Here is a 25243-nt window from a genome sequence, read left to right as displayed (position 1 = left end):
TAGCATAAGGGACAGTCTAATTCGTAATAAATTATTTATTATAACGTTACACCTGTTTTGAATATGGAAATCTCGCGGAAGTTATTCTTCTCATTATTTACCCATTCCCCGCTAGCCACGCTGATAATGTAGTTAATGAAGTCACGCAGAACCTCATCTGGAGAACCATCTTCAACCAACACACCCGCATTAAAATCGATCCAGTGACGTTTGCCTTCATACAATGGGGTATTGGTAGACACCTTCATTGTTGGCACGAATGTACCAAAAGGTGTCCCCCGTCCGGTCGTAAAGATCACCAATTGGCAGCCAGCAGCAGCCAGAGCCGACGAAGCCACTAGGTCATTGCCCGGCGCGTTAAGAAGATTTAAGCCTTTGTTAGTGATAAGCTCTCCGTACTTGAGTACATCCATTACCGTAGAATTACCGGATTTTTGAGTGCAACCCAGCGATTTATCCTCAAGCGTAGTAATCCCTCCGGCTTTATTGCCTGGTGAAGGGTTTTCATATACCGGCTGTTTATAGTCCATGAAATACTGCTTAAAGTCATTGATGAGATCAACAATTTTGTGGAAAATAGCTTCGTCTGCAGCACGTTCCATCAGAATCTTTTCGGCGCCAAACATTTCAGGTACTTCAGTGAGTACAGTTGTGCCGCCTTGGGCAGCCATATAGTCAGACAGACGTCCAAGAAGCGGATTCGCTGTAATCCCGGACAGGCCATCCGAGCCTCCACACTTCAGACCAATCTTCAGCTCAGAGAGTGCGACTTCTTCCCGATGATCGCCCTGTACGTTATTGTAGAGTTCCTTCAGCAGCTTTACGCCTTCTTCAATCTCGTTTCCAACCTCTTGGGAGACAAGAAAACGCACTCGATCCTCATCGTAACTACCCAGCATGTCTTTAAAAATATGCAAATTGTTATTCTCACAACCTAGTCCGAGCACAAGTACGGCGCCTGCATTGGGATGCTTAACCGCGTTAGCAAGTATTGTACGAGTATTGTCATGATCATCACCCAGCTGGGAGCAACCATAGTTATGCTTAAGTACTAGCACGTTATCGAACGGCGCAATATCCCCAACCTCTGCCTTAAAAATATTGATGATCTGCTCCGCCACTCCATTCACACAACCAACCGTAGGGACGATCCACAGCTCATTACGAATGCCTACGGATCCGTCAAAGCGACGATACCCCTTAAAGGTCAAATTCTCCGTTTTAAAAGGATTGGGGGTCAGCTTCTGCTCAAAAGTATATTCCTCAACCCCTGTTAGGTTTGTCTTCGTATTATGGGTATGCACCCACTGGCCCGGCACGATAGGCGCTTTAGCATGACCGATGGGATAACCATACTTCAATACATTCTCGCCTTCGCTAATACTGGTTAGTGCAATTTTATGACCTCTAGCAATATCTTCCGTAATTTTTATCTCTTTTGAACCAATCACAATGGTGTCGCCTGCTTGATAGTCTTTAAGTGCAACTGCCACGTTATCAGCCTCGTTGATCTGCAGTACCTCTTTCATAGTCTTAATCATGTCGTTATCCACCTCCTGTGTATTAGTTGTGTGCAGGTCTCTTCACGTACGCTTGCAGCGCTTGCTTCATACCTGTTCTCTCAATCGCAATGAGCCCTTCTGTCACCTTGTCAGTAAGACCAGCCACTTCATTCAGGTCACAGCCCCAGCGATTTGTCGCTGCTAATACCTCGACAGCCAGTGCGCGTAACCCAGTGTCTGTGCCATCCCATCCTCCCCACAAGGAGGCGAACCATTCCAAAATATCCGCATCATCCGCCAGCTGAATCTCTTCTTCCCCTCTACGTCCTTTATAGAAGGTAATTAATGCACTCATTGAGAAAACAAGCTTCTCGGGCAATTGTCCTTTGGACTCTACATATTGCAATAAAGAAGGCAGATCTCTTGTCTTAAATTTCGAGATAGAATTAAGGGAGATGCTCATCAAGTAATGCTGCACATAAGGGTTCAAGAACCTTTCCAATACCGCGTCTGCAAAAGAATTCAATTCCTCTACCGGCAGATCCAGCGTCGGAATGATCTCATCGTAGATTAAGGACTTCACGTACGCCCCAACCTCTTCGTGCTCAATGGCCTCGGCAACCGTATCAATGCCGTACAAATACGCTACTGGTGTCAATGCGGTATGAGCTCCGTTTAGAATTCTCACTTTACGCGTCCGGTAAGGGGTCATATCATCTACCACGACCACATTAAGACCCGCTACTTCAGCCGGGAACTCCTCTTTCATCCACTGCGGCCCTTCAATTACCCATAGATGGAACTGCTCGCCGACAACGACCAGCTTATCCTCATAGCCCAACTCTTCCGTAATCTCAGCGATGGTGTCTCTTGGATATCCGGGAACGATGCGATCTACCAAACTACAGCAGAAGGTGTTGGCTTCATTCAGCCAGTTTACAAAGCCCTCTCCAAGATTCCACAGGTCAGCATATTTCAAAATAACCTTCTTAAGCTCATCCCCATTTCGGTCAATCAGCTCGCACGGAATGATGATAAAACCTTTAGAAGCATCACCGTTAAAAAATTCAAAACGCTTATACAATAAGGCCGTCAGTTTACCTGGAAAACTGCTCTGCGGAGCATCGGTTAACTTGTCGCACGCTTCAAAAGCAATTCCCGCCTCAGTGGTGTTGGACACGATAAAGCGCAGCTCTGGATTCTCGGCAAGCTTCATATACTCCTCATGCTGGGCAAAAGGATTAAGCGTTCGTGTAATACAGTTGATGACCTCATGTTCTTTTACCGCTGCTCCATCTTTGATTCCTTGGAGATAAAGCGTATATAAACCGTTCTGAGCATTTAGCATTTCTGCAAGTCCGTTACCCAGCGGTTGTACAACCACCACGCCACCATTGAAATCCGTTTTTTGATTCATGGTATGAATCTGCCAATCTACAAAAGCGCGCATGAAATTGCCTTCACCAAATTGCAGAACCTTCTCAGGATATTGCTTGTAAGCTTTCCAACTATCACTATTTAATCTGTTCATATAAACGCCTCCTGATTATTAATGCACACGATAAACTAATTAAATATACTTTATAATACAATGTTTATATTATTATTTTATTAATTTATGCACACGTGAAAATTTTAATTCAAAATCCTTTACGAGTGAAAGGATCAAGCTGCTATGCTCAGCTTTTTGCTTCTACAGTTTCCTAACCGATTCTCTCGCAATAAACTCCGTATCAATGGAGGTTAGCCCGTCATTCTCCAAAGGTTCTTTAATTAAGCTTAGCAGCTTGCGGGCTCCTTGCTCGCTGATCTTCTCAATAGGACGTTTAACTGTGGTAAGCGAAGGATTCGCAAAGAGCGAAAATCCAATATCATCAAAACCAACAATAGAAACATCGTTCGGCACCTGCAGCCCGCGCTCAAACACAGCTTTCATAGCCCCGATTGCCATATCGTCATTGGAACAAAATACTGCCGTCGGCGGTTTTTCCAAATCTAGCAGCTTGCCCATCGCCTCATATCCACTTTGCATATCGTAATTACCATTTCTCATATAATCGTTACGAACAGGGATATTATGGTCAATCAAAGCTTTTATAAAACCGTCTCTGCGTTCCTGCGTGGATTTAAAGCCCTCAACACCTTCAATGATCGCAATGTCTTGATGCCCGGACTCAATCAGGTGTTTGCCTGCATGATAAGCGCCTTCCCGGTCATTCGAGATGATATTAATAATGGAGCGATCATCTATCTGCCGATTCAGCACAACGATTGGAATGCCTTGCTGGACAACATGGTAAATGAATTTATTATCTGCTTCACTCTGGCTCATTAGAATAATTCCATCAAAGCGTTTGTGATGAATAGAGGAATATTCCGCATAATCGTCGATCCCACGGATGAACAGATTATACTCTACATCTATGACACTATTTACACCACGAATCGTATCAGAGAAGAAACCAGACGTGGTGCCGTTGGCGATACTCGTGAAGAACAAGCCAATGGTGTATGACCGCTGCATCACAAGGCTTTTGGCATTGTAATTGGGGACATAACCCACTTGCGCAGCGATCTCGGCAATTTTTTTACGTGTAACTTCTTTAATTAGGGGACTGTTGTTAAGTGCTCTTGATACAGTTGTATGTGAAACATTCGCCAGTTTGGCGATATCCTTGATTGTAGGTGCCATGGGTCAACCTTCCTTATCAAACGGGTTTGGCTCTTCCATGTAAGGATATCATAACGATTACCTAGTCACCAATGCCTGTTTCGAGAAATTGAAATAATGATCAGCGTTATTGTAACAGATATTCTCAATCATACTACCCAGTAGCTCCATATCCTCCGGAGCTTCTCCATTCTCTACCCAAGAGCCTACAAGATCACATAGGATTCTTCTAAAATACTCATGTCTGGTATATGATAAAAAACTTCTGGAGTCTGTTAGCATCCCGACAAACTGGCTAAGCACACCGAGGTTAGCGAGCGTCTTCATCTGTTCCAGCATGCCATCCTTATTGTCATTGAACCACCATGCCGTTCCGAATTGAATTTTCCCTGGAATACCGCCCCCTTGGAAGCAGCCCATTAAACCAGCAATGACATGATTATCATTAGGGTTCAGTGAGTACAAAATGGTCTTAGGCAGCGCATTCTCACGGTCCAGCGCATCTAGCAGACCTGCCAGCGGTTTAGCAATCACGCCATCATTAATCGAATCATAGCCGGTATCAGGGCCGAGTCGTCCGAACATTACGCTGTTATTATTGCGTAGCGCATGGATATGGAATTGCATCGCCCAATCCAGCTCGTTGTACAATTTGCCAAGGAATACTAATGTGAACCCTTTATATTTCTTTTCTTCACTCTCACTTACAACGCCTTCACGAAGAGCTTTGTTGAATATAGCCGCAGCTTCCTCCAAGGTAGCAGGCTCAAACATTACTGCATCCAAAGCATGATCGGATACACGGCCCGCTCTGGCATGGAAGAATCTCACTCTGCTCTCCAATGCTTCTAGAAACTGACCATAATTCTCAACATCCATTCCTGAGACTTCGCTTAGCTGAGCTACCCAAGGCTTGAAGGTAGTACGATTAATCTCAAGGGCTTTATCTGGACGAAACCCCGGAACTACGCTGGCATCGAATCCACTCAAGCTACTGATTTTTTCATGATATTCCAGAGAATCTACTGGGTCATCGGTGGTGCATACAACAGTTACTTTCGATTTAACAATTAGATCTCTTGCTCCATATCCTTCACCTTGCAACTGTCTGTTCACTTCATCCCAAATCTTCGGAGCATTAGCCTCATTTAGCAAATCATATACTCCAAAGAAACGCTGCAACTCAAGATGTGTCCAATGATAGAGCGGATTCCCGATAATCCTAGGAACGGTTCTAGACCATGCCAAGAACTTTTCATAGTCACTAGCATCACCAGTAATGAACTTCTCCTCTACACCATTTGCCCGCATCACTCTCCATTTGTAATGGTCGCCATACAGCCAAGCTTCGGTAATATTGTTGAACGTCTTGTTCTCATAGATCTCTTGAGGACTGAGGTGGCAATGATAGTCGATAATAGGCATATCTTTCGCATGATTATGAAACAGCTTAATGGCTGTCTCGCTCGACAACAGGAAGTTCTCATCCATGAATTTTTTGCTCATGAGGTTTGCTGCTCTCCTTTATAATCATAATGGAAGTTACGATTAGTTTAACGTAAACATTTTTCAGATTATGATATTTTAACTTATTTATTTCTTTAAATTATAATAATTTGGTTGCTAAATATGTTCGAATTGTTCACGTTAACATTATCTCTTATTGTAAACGTATTTTTAAAATGCGCAAGCCCTTTTCGAAAGACATTGTTACAGTTATTTTAACAGCACCCAGCTTCCTGCTACAAAAAAAGCAGGCGCCCCTTTAAGATAAGGATCACCTGCTTGAATTCATTCCGATTAAATTTAGTTATATTAACTACCCAAGTTTTCGCTCCAGTCATGTACCATTGTGCCCTCAAGATATTTCTCAGCGTCCATTGCTGCCATACAGCCAGTCCCTGCTGCGGAGATCGCTTGACGGTAACGGGTATCCTGTACGTCGCCGCAAGCGAATACACCCGGAATGTTCGTCTCGGTAGTACCTGGATTTACTACAATATAACCATTGGTATCGGTCGTAATCTGACCGCCCAAGAATCCGGTATTCGGCGTATGACCAATAGCGACAAACACGCCGTCCGCTTCGATGAGTTCTTCAAGCCCTGTATCATTGTTTCGAACCGTCAGTCCCTTAACTCCAGACTCGCCGGTTGTTACTTCAAGCGGTGTACGGTTAAGTGCCCACACAACCTTACTGTTATCGCGTGCGCGGTCCTGCATAATTTTTGAAGCTCTGAGCTCATCACGACGATGAACCACGGTTACGCTAGAAGCAAATCTTGTTAAGAAGCTGGCTTCCTCCATCGCAGAGTCTCCACCACCGACCACGATAATCTTCTTGTTCCGGAAAAAGAAGCCATCACAAGTAGCGCAAGTGCTGACCCCACGGCCCACATTCTCCTGCTCCCCTGGTATTCCTAAATATCTGGCAGAAGCACCGGTAGAGATAATTACCGACTCTGCTTCTAATACACCCAAACCATCTACTGTAACTTTAAATGGACGCTGTGAAAAATCCACTGAATCCACCCAACCATTCTTGAATTCAGCACCAAAACGTTCAGCCTGCTTCCGCATGTTGTCCATTAAATCCGGGCCGAGAATCCCTTCGGGAAAACCTGGAAAGTTCTCCACTTCCGTTGTCGTTGTCAGTTGTCCACCTGGCTGCATCCCTTCAATTACAAGTGGGTTAAGGTTGGCACGTGCCAAATAAATAGCAGCAGTAAGCCCGGCCGGGCCTGTTCCGATTACAATCGTTTTGTACATAACAGTGGCCTCCTCACAATAGGGTTTATGCATCAAGAATTTAGATATTTTCAGTAAACGGGGGAAGACTGTCGCTCACACTTCCCTGAAAACTACATTCATCATCGATACGCCGAGCATAACGACTGACCATCGACACGGATACGTCATAACGCTGAGCTACCTCGCGGTAGGTGACTGGAAGGTTATGCATTTTTGCGATCAGATATTCCAAGGCAGCACACCAGCCTTCCGTTTGACGGATAAAAGGAACATCTGGATATATGCTACTCACGAATTGCTTCCAAAGTAATTCAGCATCTTTTTTCTGAACGGCATCAAATCTCCGGTCCATCATACTTACCGTCTGGTCGATGACTTTTTGCCAATCTTCTCTCCATTCTGGCAATCCCTTCAGACGCGCATTAGAAGTTTCTTTGGCTTCCTGAAGTACATTTTCCTCCGGAACACTACCAATCAGTCGCTGCAGGCTCAGAAGCGCAGCTTCCTGCAGCTTTTCTTCCTGCAATGGCTGTTGTTTCAGAAGTCCTTGTAGAATCTCGGACATTTCTTCATCCTCAATCCAGCGCAGAGCTTCCGTAACCTGAAGCTTCGTATTGGCATCACCGTAGCGAAGTGCCCAGAAGAAGGAAGACCGAAGCAGTGGATTGTTCCGCACCTCTTCAGCAAAACTGCCTTTGTTGTCTTTCCACAGCTTCAGCTGCTCTTGAAAGGGGAGCTGATAGTTGTAACTGATTGGAGACAACGCCTTGCCTTCCCCCTGCGCTTGCTGCAGTTGGGCCAGAAAAAATCTCGGCACAGCCGATTCCGGATCCAGCTTAGCAGCTTTTTGCCAGCAACGCTGAGCCTCTGCATAGAGACCGCTATTACTTGCTGCTGCCGCACAGTAATGGTACAAACTGGCGTCACCGCCGACTTCCTCATCTTTCAGCAGGCGCCGAAAATGACCATAGGCGGTTCTATGCCGTCCCAGAATCCCCATCGTAGTGGCCATCTTGAATAAATGCTCCTGGTGAAAAGGAATAGTCGTCTCTAGCAGACGTAATAATCCAGCCAGTTGCCCGCGGTCACCTTCATACTGCAAAAAGATCGCCAAGTTACAAAGTGCGTGCAAATTCCCAGAGTCCTGTTCAAGCACCCGCATAATGCATTCTTTGGCTTTGGTAAAACGACCCATATAGAAATACGCAAGGGCTAGGTTGTTATGCGCCGCCAAGAAGTCTGGCGTATTGCTCACAATCTCTTCAAGCAAAGTTACGGCTTGTGTAAACTTGCCTTTCTCCAACAGCGCTCGGGCCCGCTCATGCTCTATTACCCCTTCCCGGCTTCTAATCCGGATAAGTGGTGCAGGACGATCGAGCTCATATTGCAGAAGTTCCATCAACTCTTCCGATTCGGCCAGAAATTCACCGTTCACATCTTCTTCGAGATAAGTAACAAGTGAGCGTTCTGCCTCCTCATAGCTTTCCATATTGGCGAAGTTGTTAGCCATATAGAAATAACATTCCGTCATTCCAGGATCAATATTCTCCAGCACATGGGTCAAAATGTCGTTAGACGCCTCATAATTACCCATCTCTGATAATACGCCTGCTACGTTACAATGATTTACCGGGTTCTCCGGTTCGTACTCTACAGCTTTGCGAAAATTCTTTAATGCCTTATCATATTGAAAGCGATCCAAGGACCGAACGGCTCTTTCAAAGAAAAAATTGGCATTCAGAGTGACAGGAATAACATTACCATTCTCCTCATACTCTGAAGTTCTCTCCATCATGGAAGCAAGGCACCCCCTTATAAGAAGCTTCCTTTTATACTAACGAAAAAATAGGAGGACGGCGCCCAATGGGGTATACCGGAGCTCCAAACTTAATCGCTATTCCGTTCCCTTTATGGGTGCGGCTATCTTCACACAGTATACCACATGTGACCGCGAGATTCTCAAGTTGAGAAAGACTCTACCACTCCACAAACAGCAACTTTTTCACGTAAAAACAAGCATAAACGCCTTCAGCGTCCTTATAAGGACGGTAAGCGTATATGCGAGAAATATAAGACATAAAGTATGGTGTGAAACTTATACTTTCTTATATTTAAAAAAAGACGGGGAATTAAATTCCCGCGTCTCTGAAAAGCTTATCGATCGAACCGCCCTCAAGAATAATACGTGTAGCTTGTGCAAGCATCGGTGCCACCGATAAGACCGTAAACCGACTTGAATGATCATCTGGCAGCGCAATAGAGTCCGTAATGACCACTTCCTGAACAGAGGGATGGTCAAGCCGCTGCAGCGCAGGTCCTGAGAACAATCCATGCGTTGCACAGACGATACTGTCCTTCGCACCTCTCTCTTTCAGACCCTCAACCACATTCACGATGGTAGTCCCTGTATCAATAAGGTCCTCGATAATAATCGGTGTACGTCCCTCGACATCACCAATGACATGAGTGATTACAGATTCATTATGGGCTGGACGCTTCTTGATCATAATGGCAAAGGGTGAATCCAGCTTATTTGCCAGCTTCTCAGCCATAGATGCACGTCCGGCATCCGGAGAAACAATGACCAAATCAGACATAGCCTTGGCCTTCAAATGGCTGCTGATCAAATCGAGAGCAGTCAAATGATCGACCGGAATGTTGAAAAAGCCTTGAATTGCCGCTGCATGCAAATCGATAGTGATTACACGGGTTGCGCCCGCGGTCGTAAGTACATCAGCTACCATCTTAGCCGAGATCGGTTCACGAGGAGCAGACTTACGTTCCTGTCGAGCGTATCCATAATACGGCACAATAATGTTAACTGTACGTGCTGATGCCCGTTTAGCAGCATCTATCATCACGAGCAGTTCCACGAACATCTCATTAATGGGATGGGATAGGGATTGCACCAAAAATACGTCGCAGTTCCGGATGCTCTCTTCGTAATGCACGTAAATCTCGCCGCTCATGAAACGGGTCAGCTTAATCTGCCCCAATTCAACACCAAGTCGCTCTGCAATATCTGCCGCCAGCTTTGGATTCGACGAACCGGAAAAAATACGTAATTGTTGATGATGCATAATACCCTCCTGCGGATTATAAATTATAGTTTGAACGGAACAGTGGTACGACGGCGTCCCTCAAATACAGCCAGCTCACGGAAGCCTGTGTGCCAAAGCATGCTACGTGCCTCTTGCAAGCCGTCACCAAGCTTGGCAGGGTCATGTGCATCCGAGCCGAGCGTAAGCGGTATACCGAGCTTAAAAGCCTCCTGTAGCAGATGTTCCGCCGGGAACATCTCAGCACATGGCTTGGTAAGTCCTGAAGCATTCAGCTCCATGGCGATTCCGCTATCCGCTATAACCTTTAAGGTTTCCAGCTCCAGCATTCTCACCTCTGCTTTACCTTCTGGTGTCTGAGGACCATAGCCGAACCGTTTAATAACATCCATATGTCCTATAATATCATATAATCCTGATAACGCCGACTTCTTTACAGCATCATAATAAAGGCGATATACCTCTAGTTCATCCTTGCCTTCCCAGCCATCAACCTGTCGATAATCTGTGATATCCCACTCCCCGAGGAAATGCACAGAGCCTATCAGATAATCCCATGGGTAAGGAGATAAAATCTCACGAATTTGATCCTCGTAACCTTCAATATAATCTGCTTCCAGCCCTACCCGCAGGTCTATGACTCCGCGGTAGCGTTCCTTCAGCGTCAGGCATTCCTCCACATAACGAGGCAGTTCAGCCATTGGCATGGCCATTTCAGGGTAATAGCTAGCGGGATCAACATGGATGAGCGGCAAGTGGTCGGATAACCCTAGCTGCTGAAGACCAAGCTGTATCCCACGCTGCACATACTCCTCAAGTTTGCCCACGGCATGACCGCAGCGCTCATGATGCGTGTGGTAATCGATATGCATCCGTCAGTTCCCTCCCTAGTACTGGTCCCGGCGTGGGCGCTCGTGGCGGGTACTCAACTCTTCCATGATTTCATCCAGCGGAAGCTTGCGCTCCTGTAGCAGTACTAGTAAGTGATAGATCAGATCACTAACTTCAAGACGCAGCTCGGCATTATCTTTATTTTTGGCGGCAATAATCGTTTCAGAGGCTTCTTCGCCTACCTTCTTAAGGATCTTATCGACACCTTTATCGAACAAATAAGTTGTATACGCGCCTTCCGGACGCTCTACTTCCCGCTCAGCAATCACGCGCTCCAGCTCACCAAGAACAGCAAAACGCTCACCATCCGTAAGGCTAGTAGCTAACGATTTCTGAGATTCCTCGGCTTGGTTATTCAAAGGAATGTCACGGAAAAAGCATGACGTAGCTCCAGTATGGCAAGCTGGTCCTTCAGGGACAACCTTCACGAGCAGTGTATCACTATCACAATCATAGGATATGGAAGTAATCGCTTGTGTATTGCCTGAGGTTCCACCTTTGTGCCAAAGCTCGCTGCGTGAGCGGCTCCAGAACCAGGTCTGGCCACTTTCCAACGAGAGCTGCAACGATTCCGAATTCATATAAGCAACCATCAAAACTTCTAGTGTGTTAGCATCCTGCACAACGGTAGGCACCAACCCCGCTTCATTCCAGCGAATGCCGGCCAGCGCTTCTTTTTGGCTAATGGATGTATTCTTTTCTGTTTCGCTCATCGGATCTCTACCCCTTTTTGCTTCAAGTCAGCCTTTAAGTCGTTAATGGCAATCTCTTTATAGTGAAAAATGGTCGCCGCCAGTCCCGCATCGGCTTTCCCTTCCGTAAATACATCGTAAAAATGCTCCTTCTTTCCAGCGCCGCCAGAAGCAATCACAGGAATACTAAGTAAATCGCTTACTGCTGAGGTCAGCTTCAGGTCGAAGCCATCTTTCGTCCCATCTGCATCCATACTTGTGAGCAAAATCTCGCCTGCACCCAGCTTTTCAGCTTCCTTGGCCCAGGTCAGAGCACGGATACCAGTGGGCTTGCGACCACCATGTGTATACACTTCCCATTCACCAAATGCCTCGTTATATTTAGCATCTATTGCTACCACAATACATTGAGAACCAAAACGGCGTGCACCTTCCAGAATTAACTGTGGGTTAGTGATAGCAGCCGTATTAATGCCGATTTTGTCTGCGCCTGCACGAAGAATCCGCTTCATATCATCAGGTGTAGAGATCCCTCCACCCACTGTAAAAGGAATGGCGATTTCACCTGCGGTCTGCCGCACAACCTCAATCATGGTCGCCCGGCCTTCTACGGAAGCCGATATATCGAGAAACACAAGCTCATCTGCACCCTCACGGTCATACAGCGCTGCCAGCTCTACCGGATCTCCGGCATCACGCAGATTCACAAAGTTAACGCCTTTGACTACCCGTCCGTCCTTAACGTCAAGACAGGGGATGATACGTTTTGCTAACATTATTAATCCCCCTTTCCATGTGTTTCCCTAAAACATTTTGATCCCCCTAAATCCCGCTCCACTCACTCTATAATCACTTTGTTCCCACGATTCTTACTCCTAGCAGGACGACGGGCTCGCGACAACCGCAAGACCACATTCATATAGGCGATATGTGGGCTCTCATGATATAATCGGTTCATTTAATTGCACAATATGCAGTTATTTCACCGTCCGTCCAGAAAACTAGGTGTTTAACTGCATTTTGTACAATTAAATCTGGGAATGAACTTAGATATAAGCTCAACTCTCATATATAGCTGCACGAAATACAATTAAATTAGCTAAAGGATTCTGAATTGGAACAATAGTTGTATGAAGTACACTTATACTATCAGAGGAATAATGCCCAACCTGCCGCTTAATTAACTTATTGCAGCAGATTCCACATCAGGCTTTAGCTGAAACCAACTTAGTCGCTCAATAGCTTAGTAGCTTATTAGCCTAGTTCAACGTTCTATTGCATTCTGTACAATAGAATCGACCTCAAACAATCTAATTGTGCCGTCTGTTGCATTTCGTGCAATAGATTCCTGAGAAATCCACAAAAATAAGAGCTTTGAACTGTTTGGATTGTACAAAGTGCAGTCAGATAAGCATTCAGCTTCTTTAAGCAGCTTTCTATTGCACAAAATGCAACCAGCACCCCTAAATGAGACTTTTCACAGAGTAAGAACGAGTTAATTAGTCAGGTTCGTCAACTAACGCACATACTCAGCACTACTTCTGCCCAAGCGCCTGCAAAGCTTTGGAAAGATCAATATTGCCCGTGTACAACGCCTTGCCAACAATAGCTCCGCCCACACCGCTGCCGCTGTGTACGTTCAGACGTAACAGATCATCAAGACTGGTGACTCCGCCGGAGGCGATCACCGTTTTACCGCTGACCTTCGCCATGGACACAATGCCCTCCACGTTCGGACCCTGCATCATCCCGTCGCGGGAGATGTCGGTGTAAATGAACGTCTCAGCTCCTTTTGCAGCCAATTCCTTAGCCAGATCCTCAGCACGTACCTCAGAGGTGTTCAACCAGCCATGTGTCGCAACATAACCGTTGCGCGCATCAATGCCGATAGCTACTTTATCACCGTATTTAGCCAATACCGCTTCAGTAAAAGCATGATCGTTAATCGCAGCAGTTCCGATAATAACCCGACTAACACCAAGCCCAAGCAATTTTTCCACGTCCGCAAGATTACGAAGGCCACCGCCCACCTGAACAGGCACATTAGCATTAGCAGCAATAGCGCCGATAATCGCATCATTCACAGGATGACCTGCTTTCGCGCCATCTAAGTCCACCAAATGAATGAACTTTCCGCCCTGCTCTTCCCATGATTTTGCCACCTCCAGTGGGCTATCATTGTATATCGTTTCCTGACTGTAATCCCCCTGCTGCAGCCTGACACATTTTCCATCCCGGATATCAATCGCCGGATATACAATAAAAGAAGACATTTGGCGCTCCCCACTTTCGTTACATTATATTTATAGCGTGGCTTACGCCCGCTCTCCCTTTAATTTCAAAAAATTGCCCAGCAGCTTGATTCCCAGCTCCCCACTTTTTTCAGGATGAAACTGCATGCCGAATACATTATCTTGCCCCACAATAGCTGTGACTGGGTAACCATAATCGGTGACAGCCAGCAGATCACTCTCATTCGCTACAAGCGCATGATAAGAGTGCACAAAGTACACATGACCCTCATCAAGATCTGCAAAAAGCGGACTTTGCGGCTGCCTAAAGCTCAGCTTGTTCCAACCCATATGCGGCACTTTATAGCCATCTCTAGGAGCGAAACGCACCACCGAGCCTGAGAGAATATCAAGTCCCTCATGGCTGCCATGCTCTTCACTGCTGCTAAACAGTAGTTGCATACCAAGACAGATTCCTAGCAGCGGCTGGGTTCCGGCAGCTACCTGTTTGACCACACGATCCAAACCACTTTCCCGCAGCTGCTCCATCGCATCGCCAAATGCACCGACACCAGGCAGAATGACACTATCAGCAGCGAGAATTTGCTCGGCTTCCCCCGTCACTACACACTCATAACCGAGACGTTCTACCGCCTTGCTCACACTGTGCAGGTTGCCCATGCCATAATCGACGATTGCAACAGTCATGCTACAGCACTCCCTTCGTAGAAGGCACACCCTTCACACGTGGATCAATCAGTGTCGCTTCATCGAGTGCCCGTCCGAGCGCCTTGAATACAGCCTCAATCATGTGATGTGTGTTAGAACCGTAGTGTACGATCACATGCAGCGTAATCCGTGCTTCCAGCGCGAACTTCCATAAGAATTCCTGAACAAGCTCCGTCGAAAAGCTGCCCACCTGCTGTGAAGGATACGTTGCGCGATATTCAAAGTGTGGGCGATTGCTGATATCGATCACAACCTGCGCCAACGCCTCATCCATCGGTACAAAAACACTCGCATAACGTTTGATTCCCTTTTTATCACCCAGTGCTTCGTGCAGCGCTTGACCTAGGCAGATCCCGATGTCTTCAACCGTGTGGTGATCATCAATTTCGATATCTCCTCGCGCCTGTACTGACAGGTCAAACTGGCCGTGCTTCGTAAATAGGTCCAGCATATGATTCAGAAAAGGAACATCCGTCTCCAGCTCGGAAACTCCACTTCCATCTACGTTAAGAGACAGCTTGATATCCGTCTCGTTTGTTTTACGGCTTAATCCTGCTTGGCGCAAGGCCTGTTCATTATTGTTCTCCATATCCGTCTCCACCTTTTCCTTCGTTCTTGAGTCGAATCTCAATGGCTCGTGCGTGGCCTTCTAACCCTTCGCGACGCGCCAGCTCTATAATGGTCTTTCCATCCCGCAGGAGGGCTTCTTTACTGTAATAGATCAGACTTGATTTCTTTATAAAATCATCCACATCCACTGGCGACGAGAAGCGTGCCGTACCATTGGTCGGGATAATATGATTCGGTCCGGCAAAATAGTCGCCCACAGGCTCCGAGCTATACGCTCCCAGGAAGATCGCCCCAGCATTCTCGATGCTGCCCACAAGGCCCATTGGATCCTCGACAACAATCTCTAGATGCTCAGGTGCCAACCGATTCACTACGGAGATTCCCTCCTCCATAGATTCCACAACAATGATCGCCCCGTAATTTTCTACGGATGAACGGGCGATCGCCTGTCGCGGCAGCTCCTGTAGCTGACGCTCCACTTCAGTAGCCACGCTATCCGCCAAGCTCTGCGATGGCGTGACTAGAATCGCTGAGGCCATCTCGTCATGCTCGGCCTGCGAGAGCAGATCCGCTGCGACATAGGCCGGCTCAGCGGTCTCATCTGCGAGCACGACAATTTCGCTTGGTCCCGCGATACTGTCGATGTCCACGGCACCATATACCTCGCGTTTCGCCAGCGCAACGTATATATTGCCGGGCCCACATATCTTATCTACCGGCGCTATGCTCTCCGTCCCAAAAGCCAAAGCAGCTACCGCCTGCGCTCCGCCCACACGGTAGATTTCATTCACCCCTGCTTCTGCAGCAGCAACCAGGATGTAAGGATCAATCCCTTCTTTGCCGCCGGTGGATGGCGGGGTTACCATAACGATCTCCGGCACGCCTGCGATCTGTGCAGGGATCACGTTCATCAGCACCGAGGAAGGATAAGCTGCCTTACCACCAGGAACATATACCCCTACCCGCTTCAGCGGACGAATAATCTGTCCCAGAATAGTGCCATCGGGCTGAAGATCCATCCACGAATTCCGTTTCTGTCTAGCATGAAAAGCCCGGATATTTGCTGCAGCCGCTTGAATAGCGGATACGAAAGATTCTTCTACCCGGCCATACGCCGCCTGAAGCTCTTCCGGCGTTACCCGCAGCTGATTCGGCGTGAGCGTGACCCGATCAAATTGCTCCGTGTAGCGAAGAAGCGCCGTGTCTCCTTCTTTTTTAATCGCGAATACAATTTCCTTTACCGCCTGATTTTGCTCTGGCGTTCCATACTCGACTTCTCGCTCTAGCTTAAAATCCTTGCTCGATACAACCTTCATCGCCGGTTCCTCCCTTTACCCCTTAACATCTGTCACCTACCGCAAATTTGGTTCCCCTATAACCGCCTGTAGTCGGTCACACAGCTGCTGTATCTCTTCATTTTTCATCCGATAGCTCACACGATTCGCCACAAGGCGGCTCGTAATTTCGAATATGCTCTTCATTTCAATTAATCCGTTATCCCGCAGTGTTTGGCCCGTCTCTACCATATCCACGATACGATCAGCGAGACCAATCAGCGGCGCAAGCTCAATTGAACCATTCAGCTTCACGACTTCAACCTGCTGTCCCTGCTCCCGAAAATATTTTGAAGCCACATTCGGATATTTCGTCGCTACACGCTGCTGAATCCCCGGCTGCCAGTTCGGCAATCCAATGATCGACATCCGGCATCGAGCGATGCCAAGATCAAGCAGCTCATATACATCACGATCTTCCTCCAGCAATACGTCCTTGCCCACGATTCCAATGTCGGCCACACCATATTCTACATATGTAGGTACATCTACTGGTTTAGCTAATATAAACTCCATGCCTGCCTCAGGCAGCGGAATAACAAGCTTGCGGGATGCCTCACCATCCGGTGGAATCGGGAGACCTGCCTGGCGGAACAGCTCAGCAGCCTTTTCATAAATCCGACCTTTTGGCATAGCGACCTTCAAAATCTGTGCCATCGTTAAGTTGCCTCCTTTTCCATTTCCATACAAAATTTATCTTAACCGCTCATTCTTGCTAGCGATATCTCAGCCATGTTCACTTACAAAAGATACAAAGGTATAGATTTCGCCGTACCGCATACCATCTGCTTCGATCGTATCCGTATCTAGACGCTTCACCGTTTCAAGCTCTTCTGGACCTGCTGCTAGTCTAGTCACTACTGCGTGCCCTTCCGACCGTAAGCGTGTTGCCTCTTCCAGACCTTCTTTTCTGCGAGTAGCATCATATTGGATCAAGATAGGCAGCTCTTCCTCTTCGCTCGATCCAGCCACACCATCGAGAATACGATTCGTTTTTAAAGAAAAACCTGTAGAAGGGATCGGACGTCCAAACTGCTGAAGGAGATTATCATATCTGCCTCCACTACATACCGGAAACCCTAATTCCGCTGCATAGCCTTCGAAAGTCATCCCTGTATAATAAGAGAAGTCCCCGATCATCGTCAGATCGATCAGCACATGCTGTGATACGCCGTAAGAGACCAGTACCTCCCACACCTTGCATAAATGATCTATCGAATGACGGGCAAGCGGATGATCGCTAAGCTCCAGCGCCTGTCCACAAATCTCCTTGCCTCCACGCAAACGTAACAGTCCATCCAGTTCATTCTTCTGAGCTTCCGTCAGATCCAGCCGGCGTAAGGTCTCCCGAAAAGAGACGTAGTCACGGCCCAGCAAATGGCTTTTGAGCTCCTCCTGAGCCTCAGGCAATTGTGGAAGTGCCTCTTGAAATAAACCATTCAGAAAGCCTACATGCCCCATCGCGATTTTAAAAGACTTCACACCTGCAGCCTGCAAAGATGAAATTGCGAGCGCCACTACTTCAGCATCCGCCTCAGGTGAATCGTCACCTACCAGCTCGACCCCTGTCTGAAAAAACTCTGCTTCCCGCCCTGCTTCTTCCTCAATAGCACGGAAAACATTAGCGTGATAGGACAACCGCAATGGCAATGGCTCATCCTTTAATAAAGATGCCACAACACGGGCAACCGGAGCTGTCATTTCAGAACGAAGCACTAGCGCCTGACCACGATTGTTGAGCAATTTATAAAGCTTTTGGTCGGACGTAGAGCTAGCCACGCCAACTGTATCGTAATATTCTAGCGTCGGAGTCATCATTTGCTGATAACCCCAGCGACTCATGCAATGCAGTACATCATTCTCAATTTTACGTAGTTTCGTTACGGCCCGGGGCAGATAGTCCCGAACGCCAGACGGCTTCTCAAATCCCTTTGGTTTGGACATCTTCATTGTTCACCTCGTCAGTTATCATTAGATACTGTTTATATTTACTTTACTATGGTAAAGTGGTAGCAAATTAAAGTATTTTCAATATCGTATCATGGTCACTGCTTTTTCGTCAATCTAACGGGGTAAAGCTATGACATCAATTCTAATGCTTGTATGCTTAAAGCTTGTCTACCTAGTTTGAATTGTTCACAAAGAAAATCTAAATCAAACACTTATGTACTTCGAACCAATACTTGGGAATCCCTTTATTTTGCCTCCACGTTTATCCAATACTATAATGAGCTAATATGATTGTACTTCATAATTCTGTAATTAGTGTTCTAAAAATCTACTTACAACTAGAAAGAAGGGCTAATGCGTGACTAAATCCTATATGATTGGCGTTGATATTGGAACTACAAGTACCAAAGCAGTTCTCTTCGAGGAAAAAGGAGCCATAGCTGCACAAGCTAATGTAGGATATCCCTTACATCAGCCCTCACCCTCAATAGCGGAGCAGGACCCAGAACAAATCCTGAGTGCAGTCTTCCATACTATCTCTAAAGTTATGCGGCAAAGCGGTGTATCTGCGGATGAAATCCTATTCGTCTCCTTCAGTTCAGCCATGCACAGTGTCATTGCAGTTGATAAACTGGGTAAGGCCCTAACTGCCTGCATCACATGGGCTGATAATCGCAGTGCCGGATGCGCACTTCGTTTGAAGGATGAGCTAAACGGTCATGAATTGTATCTACGCACAGGTACACCTATACACCCAATGTCTCCGATCACCAAGCTAATGTGGCTTCGTGAAGAGCAGCCTGACGTATTCCAACAAACCTATAAATTTATTTCCATTAAAGAATACATATTCGCAAGATTGTTTGGCGAATACGTCATCGATCATTCCATTGCCTCTTCCACAGGCATGCTCAATCTAGAGAATCTAGAGTGGGATAAAGAAGCTTTAGAGATTGCTCATATTACAGCGGATCAACTCTCGCGGCTTGTTCCCACCACACAGATCATGCAAGGGCTGCTCCCTGGTCTAGCTGAGGAACTTCTGCTGCTCCCTACAACCCCATTTGTTATTGGCGCCAGTGACGGCGTCCTGTCCAATCTCGGCGTAGGTGCAATTGAACCCGGTGTAGTGGCCGCTACGATTGGTACGAGTGGAGCAATTCGTACCGTGGTGGATCACCCGCTCACCGATCCCAAAGGACGGACCTTCTGTTATAACTTAACTCCAAAACATTGGGTAATTGGAGGACCCGTCAACAATGGCGGTATGCTGTTCCGTTGGGTAAGGGATGAGTTCGCGGCCTCTGAAGTTGAAACCGCCAAACGACTAGGCATTGATCCTTACGAGGTTCTGACTCGTATTGCAGAGCAAGTTCCTGCGGGAAGCGGTGGACTTTTATTCCATCCTTACTTGACTGGAGAACGGGCGCCGCTGTGGAATCCGGATGCCCGCGGCTCCTTCTTTGGCCTTTCTATGAACCACCATAAGGAGCATATGATTCGATCAGTACTAGAGGGCGTAATCTTCAATATGTATATGGTTCTCCTTGCTATGGAAGAACAAATCGGACGCCCAAGCAGAATCCTTGCCACTGGCGGATTCGCCCGCTCCTCAGTGTGGCGGCAGATGATGGCTGATATCTTTGATCAGGAGGTTGTCATTCCGGAGAGTATCGAGAGCTCCTGCCTCGGTGCGGTTGTACTTGGCCTTTATGCTACGGGTCGTGTAGATTCCTTTGATGTGGTGTTTGACATGATTGGTTCAACCTATAAGCATGAGCCAATGGATGAACATACCAAAATATACAAGCAGCTGCTGCCGATCTATATTTCTGTCTACCGTAGTCTCGAAAGCCAGTATCAAGCCATTGCAGAATTTCAGCGAGAACAAGCTGGAGAATAAGGCAAAAATAAAAAGCGTCGGTCTACCCACATATGTGAGAAAACCGACGCTTTTATATTTCCTTGCAATAGACTATGCACTTTTGGATCCTGCTTTTGCTTTCTGTGGACCCGATCCGAAGATGATCCAAGCCGATTTAATATATCGGAAGGCAAAGGCGACTACCACCCATGAACCTAACAACGCAAAGAGCCAACCCCCAGCGATCGCTGCGGTATATGCAAGAGAACCCCCGTGAAACGGTAATTTTCTATAGAAAAATAGCAGTAACGGATGCAGTAAATAGATTCCGAAAGAGCAAGCTCCGGCAGATAACAACAGTCTTGTGAGCAAGCCTCGGCCCGCTCCGTACAATAAGAAGGAGACTTGTAACAACACCACACAAGAGAGTAGCGCATGAAGGTTAGAGAATCCCTCATACCATAAACTATTGATGACTGTTTTCTTCGTATAGTTGTTAAACCATAACTCTACATGAACAACCCCTGCTACGATCCATAACAACCACAACGTAATCCATACCGGACCTTTACCGGCGCGCCAGCCTTCACGTGAAGGTACCAGCCATTTTTTCAAAGAAGGATAATATACTGCAATCCCAGCACCCAGCAAGAAATACGAGAAATAAGTGATTGCCAGACTGCCCTTGGACAACTGCCAATACCCGTTATTAGTCATGTATTTATTCAGCAGCACAAAACCCCATTGTAGAGCCAATCCGATTAGCGGTGCCCAAGCCGCCAGACGACGAACCTTTTGCAGACACCACAGAATGAGCGGAAACAATACGTAGAACTGAATAATGATAATAATATAATACAAATGCGTGTATGCTGTTCCTGTCCACAAATACTTCCAAAGCTTAGAAGCCATCTCCCCTGGAGGTAAACTCCATGTATGTCCCGCCGTCATTTTTAATGCAAAATACAACAGTGAAAATAGTACATAAGGCACGATAATATAAAGCAGCCTTCTACTGTAGAACTTCCCCAGCGTCTTTCCGCCCAGAGGACGATCAATATAGTTATAGAACAGCACGAACCCACTCAAAAATATGAATGAAGGTACAGCGAACTGGCTGAATTTATTAATAAATAAGAACGGATGAAACATGTTTGTACCTAGTGTCTCCGCCAACGTTCGCGAAGTAGCATGAATAGCCAGCACTGCAAAAATAGCAATCGCTCGAAAAATATCCAGCTGCGGAATTCTTTCTTTTTGTCTCATTATCTTTCCTCCTGTTAAGCTCCGCATCAAAATGATGCCAAATCAAGTATTAACCTTCCTCATCTCCTCCGAGGCATGTCCTGACCTTACCTTGGAACTAGACTCTAGAGACCGAGGAACACTTCCCAAGAAGATCCATGACTTAGGAATTCGGCGAAAAGCAAACTGCACCATGAACCAGCTTCCTCCCATTGCAACTACAAGTCCTCCATAGATGAAGAAAACATAAGTTAGCGATTCGAGGGGAATATGATATCGGAACCTGCGATATATCGCCAGCAATAGCGGATGAATCAAATAAATTGCAAATGACAACTCACCTAAACGAGTCAAGAAAGCAACGATCACACGAGGGGCCCTACGATAAAGCAAAAATGTAGCGTACAACAGAACCAATGCCGATAACATCGTATGAACATTCCATAACAGCTCGTACCACAGCGAATCCGTCCACACCCCAAAATGGCGGGCTACATACCATAACTGCACATGGATAAAGGCTGCAATTAACCACAAGCTCACTAATAAGGCAGTCCACCTCTTTTGCTTGTCAGCCAGCTCACTCCATGGCTTTATCAGCCACAGCTTCACCTTCTCAAAGTGAATGGCGAGATAAGCACCCATCATATAATAAGCTAGGTAGGAGATTGCCAAGCTCCCTTTTTCAACAATGTGCAATTCGTACTTATTCCAAAAAATAAAACCCCACTGAAGCGCCAAACCCACCGGTATCGCCCATTTCATTAAGAACCGGGAACTCTGCAGTAGCTTAAGCAGCACTGGAAAAAGCAAATAAAACTGAATGCTAATAAAGACAAAATACAAATGCGCATATGCGGAACCCGAGAATAACGCTCTAGAAAAGCTTAACAAGTTATCTCCAAGGCTCTGCATCAATCGTCCGTTCACATATAGAGTTAGTGCATAATAGCCCATAGAAGCTAGCAAATAAGGCAGTAAGATATACTTTAATCGCCGACGATAGAAATTAATGATCAAGCTACGTGTCACAGGACGACCATAATAATTATAAAACAATACGAAGCTGCTAAGGAAAATAAATGAGGGCGTACCGAATTTAAAGAAAATGTTAATCCAGTTCAGCCAGTAATAATAAGGTGAATGCAGTGCCTGCTCTCCAGCAGCAAAAGATGAGGCATGCACATGCAGCACACCTAATATAGCTAGAGCTCTGAAAATATCCAGCTGGGGCAGCCTTTCCTGTCTCACAGTATTCATATTAAATTCCTCTTCTCTACTATGATGGTTGTTCATAGAGACGCTAAGCGGAATGTGGAAACTGAACATACCAGGAAGTCTGCACTTGCTGAATTTACATTCTGATATTTGACGCTGAATGCCTAGCGTGGGATTTACGTGATTACTAAGGTTAATTATACCGCCTACATCCGAATAAAAAACTTAAGAAGATCTTAAAGTTTTCTTAATATGCTTCTCCAAGACGCAAGAAACCCTGCAGATCCTGCGCTAAAAAAACGCAATATGAAACTGCAGGGTTTACGAAGCATCTTTTACACTTGTTCCGAAGAATCTTCCGATGAAGCTGGACGTAGCTCTCGCAGTGGATTGCCTCCTACAAAAGAGCCAGCCGCCACATTCTTGTGTACTACTGATCCTGCGGCAACAACTGCCCAATCACCGATGGTTACACCGGGAAGAATCGTTGTATTCGCGCCAATCAATACATTTTCACCAATCACTACTTCTCCCAGGCGATACTCCTTGATTAAATACTCATGCGCCAGAATCGTCGTGTTATAACCGATAATAGAGTTCTCACCCACCGTTATTTTTTCCGGAAAAAATACATCCACCATCGCCATCAGACCGAAGGAAGTATGCTTGCCTACCTTCATCCCGAGAATCCGACGATAGATCCAGTTCTTTAACGGTAGAATCGGGCAATAACGGGCAATCTGAATAAAAATAAAGTTGCGGACACCCTTCCACGGGCTGACCGTACGGTAAATGTACCAAAGTGAGTTATGACCTTCTACAGGATATCGGGTTACGTTTCTCACGATTCACTCGTTCCTCGCTCCACAATTTCTATAATATCCTTCATGTTATGGATGATATAGTCGGGATCATACTTGCGGAGAGTCTCTTCGCCTTTTAAAGACCACGATACTCCAGCCGCATATACACCAGCAGCTTTTGCTGACTGAATATCAACCGTACTGTCACCCACCATAAGAGTTTTACGAGGATCAACGCCAAGGTTATTGACTGCTGTCAGAACAGGCTCTGGATGTGGCTTTGGTTCAGTAACATCGTTCACCGTCACAATCGTATCCATGTACTTTAGCAAATCAAACATCTCAAGTGACTTAATCGTTGTTGGACGAATTTTTGTGGTCACAATCCCCATTTTAATTCCACGACGTAAGAGCTCTTCCATTGTCTCATTCACTTGAGGAAAGGGACGTACTAACTCATCGTGATGTTCATAATTATAAGAACGGTAGGATTTCTCAAGCGCACCACTTACATCCTCAAGTCCAGAGAAGACTCTCATCTGTTGCTGAAGGGTTGTGCCCATATGCGGAATAATCTCTTCCCTAGTGAGTGGAGCTAGACCATTGTCCTTCAGCGCGTACATAAACGAACTAATAATTAGCTCATTCGTATCGACAATCGTTCCATCTAGATCAAAAAGAACGCATTCTATCATAAGCTTTACTGCTCCTTCTTATCTCCGTCCGCAGGCTGTCCTTGCTCAGGTTGAGCCCCGTGACGAGCTTTCTGCGGTGTATTTACTGCGCTTTCAGGCACTATGGTATCTGCTTTGATCGGTTTAGTACATACGATAGGATCAGAATAATGTGCTTTAGGCTCTCCAGTGACCCTACGAATAATGATAAGCAGTACAGCTGCGACGATGATCAGTAGAGCAAGCAGCTGAGAAATACGAATATTTCCATAGCTTGGGTCCAAGTATCCTTGCTCAAAGCCTAACCATTCCATCGGTTTCCACAATCCGTTCATAAAGGATGCCAAGCCTGCACTTCCATTAAAGGCCAAGCTGTCCGTACGTATGGCTTCAATGAAGAAACGACCGATGGAATACCATATAAAGTAAGACATGAAGATCTCACCGGCACGCACAAACTTCTGGCGACGAAGGACCATGAGTAGCGCGATACCCAGTAAGCTCCAAAGAGATTCATACAAGAAGGTCGGATGATGAAAAGCATCCCCTATGTACATTTGGTTCACAATGAAGTCAGGTAAATGCAGTTTATCCCGTAAAAAAGACTCTTCAACCACGCTGCCGTATGCCTCTTGGTTGACAAAGTTTCCCCAGCGTCCAATCATTTGACCTGCAAGTAGTCCAGGTGCACAAATATCAACGATACGCCAGAAGGGGTAGCCTTTATAGCGGAAATAAATAATTCCGCAAATAATGGCTCCAATTAACGCACCGTAAATGGCGATGCCACCATTCCAGATCTTAAAGACATCTATTAAATTATCCTTATAATCCTCCCATTTAAACGCTACAAAGTAAATCCGTGCCCCAATAATGGCCGAAGGCACACCTAGCAGCAGCATATCCATAAAGAATTCTTGTGGTATACCAAACCGTTTGCCCTCGCGGATCGCAAGAAATAACCCCGCGAGTGCACCGAAACCTAGTATTAATCCGTACCAGTGTACTTGCAGTGATCCAATTGAGAAGACAATAGGATTTAGTGCTAATGGGAACATT

The 25243-nt window shown here is 46.2% G+C and carries 22 protein-coding genes; 1 reads left to right on the top strand and 21 read right to left on the bottom strand.

Annotation, left to right across the window (positions count from 1 at the left end; genetic code table 11):
• Positions 1-38: 38 nt before the first annotated feature.
• The 16 genes from MKX41_RS25470 to MKX41_RS25395 form a co-directional block, all read right to left on the bottom strand.
• On the bottom strand, positions 39-1529 hold the full coding sequence (locus MKX41_RS25470; RefSeq protein ID WP_340975077.1) for a UxaA family hydrolase: 1491 nt from the start codon (positions 1527-1529) through the stop codon (positions 39-41).
• A gap of 34 nt (positions 1530-1563) precedes the next feature.
• Positions 1564-3033 carry a tagaturonate reductase gene (locus MKX41_RS25465; RefSeq protein WP_340973654.1) on the bottom strand — a complete coding sequence of 490 codons (1470 nt, stop codon included), beginning with the start codon at positions 3031-3033 and terminating at the stop codon, positions 1564-1566.
• Positions 3034-3195: 162 nt separating this feature from the next.
• Positions 3196-4194 carry a LacI family DNA-binding transcriptional regulator gene (locus MKX41_RS25460; RefSeq protein WP_340973653.1) on the bottom strand — a complete coding sequence of 333 codons (999 nt, stop codon included), beginning with the start codon at positions 4192-4194 and terminating at the stop codon, positions 3196-3198.
• Positions 4195-4251: 57 nt separating this feature from the next.
• Positions 4252-5679 carry a glucuronate isomerase gene (uxaC, locus tag MKX41_RS25455; protein WP_340973651.1) on the bottom strand — a complete coding sequence of 476 codons (1428 nt, stop codon included), beginning with the start codon at positions 5677-5679 and terminating at the stop codon, positions 4252-4254.
• A 309-nt stretch (positions 5680-5988) separates the two neighbouring features.
• Positions 5989-6942: a thioredoxin-disulfide reductase gene (gene trxB, locus MKX41_RS25450; protein ID WP_149647951.1), complete on the bottom strand. Its 954-nt coding sequence runs from the start codon at positions 6940-6942 to the stop codon at positions 5989-5991.
• Positions 6943-6982: 40 nt separating this feature from the next.
• The gene (locus MKX41_RS25445; RefSeq protein ID WP_340973650.1) at positions 6983-8719 is read right to left on the bottom strand and encodes a tetratricopeptide repeat protein; all 1737 of its coding nucleotides are present in this window, start codon (positions 8717-8719) and stop codon (positions 6983-6985) included.
• Positions 8720-9053: 334 nt separating this feature from the next.
• Positions 9054-10004: a ribose-phosphate diphosphokinase gene (locus tag MKX41_RS25440; protein ID WP_042123288.1), complete on the bottom strand. Its 951-nt coding sequence runs from the start codon at positions 10002-10004 to the stop codon at positions 9054-9056.
• Positions 10005-10027: 23 nt separating this feature from the next.
• Positions 10028-10855: a histidinol-phosphatase HisJ gene (gene hisJ, locus MKX41_RS25435; RefSeq protein ID WP_149647952.1), complete on the bottom strand. Its 828-nt coding sequence runs from the start codon at positions 10853-10855 to the stop codon at positions 10028-10030.
• Positions 10856-10870: 15 nt separating this feature from the next.
• Positions 10871-11587, bottom strand: a complete 717-nt coding sequence (gene hisIE, locus MKX41_RS25430; protein ID WP_340973647.1) for a bifunctional phosphoribosyl-AMP cyclohydrolase/phosphoribosyl-ATP diphosphatase HisIE — start codon at positions 11585-11587, stop codon at positions 10871-10873.
• On the bottom strand, positions 11584-12342 hold the full coding sequence (hisF, locus tag MKX41_RS25425) for an imidazole glycerol phosphate synthase subunit HisF (protein WP_042123282.1): 759 nt from the start codon (positions 12340-12342) through the stop codon (positions 11584-11586). The genes hisIE and hisF overlap by 4 nt, the downstream gene beginning before the upstream one ends.
• Before the next feature lie 759 nt (positions 12343-13101).
• The gene (gene hisA, locus MKX41_RS25420; protein WP_076286827.1) at positions 13102-13839 is read right to left on the bottom strand and encodes a 1-(5-phosphoribosyl)-5-[(5-phosphoribosylamino)methylideneamino]imidazole-4-carboxamide isomerase; all 738 of its coding nucleotides are present in this window, start codon (positions 13837-13839) and stop codon (positions 13102-13104) included.
• A 42-nt stretch (positions 13840-13881) separates the two neighbouring features.
• Positions 13882-14505 (bottom strand): imidazole glycerol phosphate synthase subunit HisH, encoded by a 624-nt coding sequence (gene hisH / locus MKX41_RS25415; RefSeq protein WP_339268140.1) that lies wholly within the window; start codon positions 14503-14505, stop codon positions 13882-13884.
• A gap of 1 nt (position 14506) precedes the next feature.
• On the bottom strand, positions 14507-15115 hold the full coding sequence (hisB, locus tag MKX41_RS25410; RefSeq protein ID WP_036687073.1) for an imidazoleglycerol-phosphate dehydratase HisB: 609 nt from the start codon (positions 15113-15115) through the stop codon (positions 14507-14509).
• Complete coding sequence (gene hisD, locus MKX41_RS25405; protein ID WP_340973644.1) at positions 15102-16412, bottom strand: histidinol dehydrogenase; 1311 nt, start codon at positions 16410-16412, stop codon at positions 15102-15104. The genes hisB and hisD overlap by 14 nt, the downstream gene beginning before the upstream one ends.
• A 36-nt stretch (positions 16413-16448) precedes the next feature.
• Positions 16449-17087, bottom strand: coding sequence for an ATP phosphoribosyltransferase (gene hisG / locus MKX41_RS25400; protein ID WP_042123270.1), 639 nt, complete (start codon positions 17085-17087; stop codon positions 16449-16451).
• 69 nt (positions 17088-17156) lie between these two features.
• The gene (locus MKX41_RS25395; protein ID WP_042193089.1) at positions 17157-18374 is read right to left on the bottom strand and encodes an ATP phosphoribosyltransferase regulatory subunit; all 1218 of its coding nucleotides are present in this window, start codon (positions 18372-18374) and stop codon (positions 17157-17159) included.
• 379 nt (positions 18375-18753) lie between these two features.
• Between MKX41_RS25395 and gntK the strand changes: the two genes are divergently transcribed.
• Positions 18754-20283 (top strand): gluconokinase, encoded by a 1530-nt coding sequence (gntK, locus tag MKX41_RS25390; protein WP_340975075.1) that lies wholly within the window; start codon positions 18754-18756, stop codon positions 20281-20283.
• 72 nt (positions 20284-20355) lie between these two features.
• Here gntK and MKX41_RS25385 read toward each other — a convergent pair whose 3' ends face one another.
• The 5 genes from MKX41_RS25385 to lgt form a co-directional block, all read right to left on the bottom strand.
• Positions 20356-21510: an acyltransferase gene (locus MKX41_RS25385; protein ID WP_340973643.1), complete on the bottom strand. Its 1155-nt coding sequence runs from the start codon at positions 21508-21510 to the stop codon at positions 20356-20358.
• 42 nt (positions 21511-21552) lie between these two features.
• A complete protein-coding gene (locus tag MKX41_RS25380) occupies positions 21553-22749 on the bottom strand; it encodes an acyltransferase (protein WP_340973641.1) in 1197 nt (398 codons plus the stop codon).
• A 293-nt stretch (positions 22750-23042) separates the two neighbouring features.
• On the bottom strand, positions 23043-23552 hold the full coding sequence (locus MKX41_RS25375) for an acyltransferase (protein WP_179281711.1): 510 nt from the start codon (positions 23550-23552) through the stop codon (positions 23043-23045).
• On the bottom strand, positions 23549-24205 hold the full coding sequence (gene ppaX / locus MKX41_RS25370; RefSeq protein WP_076286834.1) for a pyrophosphatase PpaX: 657 nt from the start codon (positions 24203-24205) through the stop codon (positions 23549-23551). The genes MKX41_RS25375 and ppaX overlap by 4 nt, the downstream gene beginning before the upstream one ends.
• Positions 24206-24210: 5 nt before the next feature.
• Positions 24211-25242 (bottom strand): prolipoprotein diacylglyceryl transferase, encoded by a 1032-nt coding sequence (lgt, locus tag MKX41_RS25365; protein WP_042183990.1) that lies wholly within the window; start codon positions 25240-25242, stop codon positions 24211-24213.
• Position 25243 lies beyond the last annotated feature (1 nt).

Origin of the sequence: Paenibacillus sp. FSL R5-0475, from assembly GCF_038004585.1 — a bacterium.
Taxonomy (GTDB): Bacteria; Bacillota; Bacilli; order Paenibacillales; family Paenibacillaceae; genus Paenibacillus_AQ.
Note: the sequence above shows the minus strand (reverse complement) of the source record. Positions and strands in the feature narration are given on the sequence as shown.